Annotated in this window: 3 protein-coding genes and 1 riboswitch; all 3 genes read right to left on the bottom strand. The window is 56.2% G+C overall.

Translation table 11 applies throughout. The features are described from left to right. Positions 1-31: 31 nt before the first annotated feature. The 3 genes from IEY63_RS22010 to IEY63_RS22000 all read right to left on the bottom strand — a co-directional run bounded on the left by IEY63_RS22010 (position 32) and on the right by IEY63_RS22000 (position 1591). A complete protein-coding gene (locus IEY63_RS22010) occupies positions 32-361 on the bottom strand; it encodes a hypothetical protein (protein WP_189071136.1) in 330 nt (109 codons plus the stop codon). Positions 362-443: 82 nt separating this feature from the next. Next, a complete protein-coding gene (locus tag IEY63_RS22005) occupies positions 444-1037 on the bottom strand; it encodes a hypothetical protein (RefSeq protein WP_189071135.1) in 594 nt (197 codons plus the stop codon). A gap of 53 nt (positions 1038-1090) precedes the next feature. Further along, the gene (locus IEY63_RS22000; protein ID WP_189071134.1) at positions 1091-1591 is read right to left on the bottom strand and encodes a hypothetical protein; all 501 of its coding nucleotides are present in this window, start codon (positions 1589-1591) and stop codon (positions 1091-1093) included. Positions 1592-1657: 66 nt separating this feature from the next. Then, positions 1658-1743: riboswitch (cyclic di-GMP riboswitch) on the bottom strand. Between the last annotated feature and the right edge of the window lie 496 nt (positions 1744-2239).

Below are 2239 nucleotides of genomic sequence, written 5' to 3'. Positions count from 1 at the left end.
ACGGGGCATAGGTCAAGTCTGCCACGACGCATCATCGTGCTTCCGTTCTGTCCTCAGGCTCTAAGCGCTCCTGCGTGAGGGGATGCAGGACGGTGTCATGCGCGTCGAAGAGGGGCATGCCGGTGTCCCTATCGTACGTGAAACCGCCCTTCGTCGTGAGAGTGGCGCTGTCCACTCCGGTCAGAAGCATGATGCGCCATGGTCGGTGGCGCCGCTCAATACAGACGAAGCCGCCGACAAAATAGCCGGCGGCTTCGTGTAATCGTTCGGCGAGGTCCAGCAGATCGATGTCGGGCTGGAAGTTTGGCATGCAGGCACCTACAGGATGAATGAGGTAGAAGCCGCTGCTGGCCAACGTCACTGGTACGGTCTACGACTCTCCTGATCCTAAGGGTTGCGGGGGATGTGGATGTGTGGGCCTGACTCAACTTGAGGAGAGGACGCTACCAGCGGACGCTGAGGTTGATCGTGCCGCTGCTGACGGAGGGGGTGGCCAGGTCGAGCCCCATGCCGACACTGAGGGACCAGGTGGGATCGAGGGGGGAGGTGCTGACGCCGCTGATGGAGTAGTTCAGGCTGGCCGTGTTGCCGAACGGGTTGTAGTTGAGGGAGGCCCCTTGAGAGAACTGCTTCGCAGGGGCAACGGTGTAGGGCACCGTGGCGAGAACTTTCCCTTCGGTATTGGTAACCGTGATCGTTCCACTGTGGGCTTCCAACGCTACTGCGTTGATGCTCTGATTAGCGTAAGCGGGGAGCCTGATTTTGTTATCTGCAACGCGGAAAACGAGTCTCGGATCGCTTGAGCTGAGTTTCACCTCAGTGTTGACTTCACTGAAAAGTGAGAAAACGAGTACGCCTGTTGTGAAGCCAGGAGACATGCGACTTTCAAGCCTTTCGGGTTGAACGCGAACTTTTTCTGCCACTGCAAGCTTAGCTGGAGCTGGAGCTGGCGCCAGCACTACTGGCACCGTGAGGTTCTGAACTTGTGCGTAGGCGCAAGAACCAGTCAAAAGAACCAGATAGAGAAGATTTCTCATGAGATTAACCAAAGGCAAGGAGACTTGAGCTCCTTGCCTTGTATTGAATAAGTTTAGAAGCTCACCACGGGTGCTACGTTTGCGGGGGCATCAGCAGTACCCGTCAGCTCGAACGACAGGGTCAACGTCTGCTTGGAAAAGGCTACACGTTTGGCGTCGGTGTCGAGGTTGGCGAACGTGACGTGGTAGACGATGTAGTCTTGGCCGTCGTCCGCAGTGAGGGCAATACCAGTGTCGGCGTTAGTACTCGTGATCGTGAAGAGAGCGGTGTCAAGCAGGGTGTCGACGGTAAGATCCGACGTGACAGTGATGGCGCGGTTGGTGTTGTTGGTGACTGGAATCTTAATGTCGAACTCTGCACCAGAGCGCATGTTGTCGGCAGGGATTGTGATCGAGCCACTGCCCACGCTGAATTTCACGGTGTCGAGGGTCGTTCCATCAGCCTGAACCGTCATAGTTGCTGAATTCTCGGTGGTGGAGGTGCTGTCGACAGCGAAGGCCATACCGGAGAAGGCGAGAGCGGCAGCAACGGCGAGTTTGGTGATGTTACGCATGAGAGACTCCTGGGTAGCCCGAAGGCCAGGGAAAAGCTCCTTGCAGGTGAACCTGCGAGTGAGGAGCGGACGAAAAGTCGGTCGCACCACTAGCTCCTCCCGTACGAGGTGCCCGGCCTTACAGCACGGGGATCAGCGCTTCTCTTCGCCAGACGGTTCTCTGTGCGAAGTGAGACAAGACTAGGGTTGGTTCCCTCACCCCTTACTTACTTAGGGGGTGGGTTATGCCATCCATGATTCATGTTGACGGCAGAATGAAAATTCGCGCTCTAGGCGTAGGCTTTTCCCTACGTCGTTGGTTGAGATAGGCGTGGAGAAGAGCTTTTGCGGTGTAAGTGACAAGTTTGTGAGTCTTAGCCAAGTTCTAAGGAGTGGCACATTAAGGACGGCCTGGTGACAATTCTGCCAGCCTGCTGTCTAAGGACCCTCAAAATCTAGAAAACCAGTTTGATGGCGACATCCAATTGCTGAAGCCGCACTGCTTCACGATCAACCAGATTATGCCGCCCTGCCCCACGTTCACTCTTCCCACAGCCTGATGCCCCAGCCCTTGCGGTGTTGGCTGAGCCAGATGCAGTCCAACGGTAGTGCTCCAGAGATGACTTCCAGAATCTGACCCTTTCGAAGAGAGGGACGAGCACACTGGAG

Source organism: Deinococcus radiotolerans (assembly GCF_014647435.1).
Taxonomy (GTDB): Bacteria; Deinococcota; Deinococci; order Deinococcales; family Deinococcaceae; genus Deinococcus; species Deinococcus radiotolerans.
The sequence above is the reverse complement of the archived record's forward strand: the minus strand, read 5'-3'. Positions and strand labels throughout refer to the sequence as shown.

Bases quoted from the DNA above. Each gene is read 5' to 3' on its own strand.
- IEY63_RS22000 (WP_189071134.1), bottom strand. From the start codon at position 1,591: ATGCGTAACATCACCAAACTCGCCGTTGCTGCCGCTCTCGCCTTCTCC.
- IEY63_RS22005 (WP_189071135.1), bottom strand. From the start codon at position 1,037: ATGAGAAATCTTCTCTATCTGGTTCTTTTGACTGGTTCTTGCGCCTAC.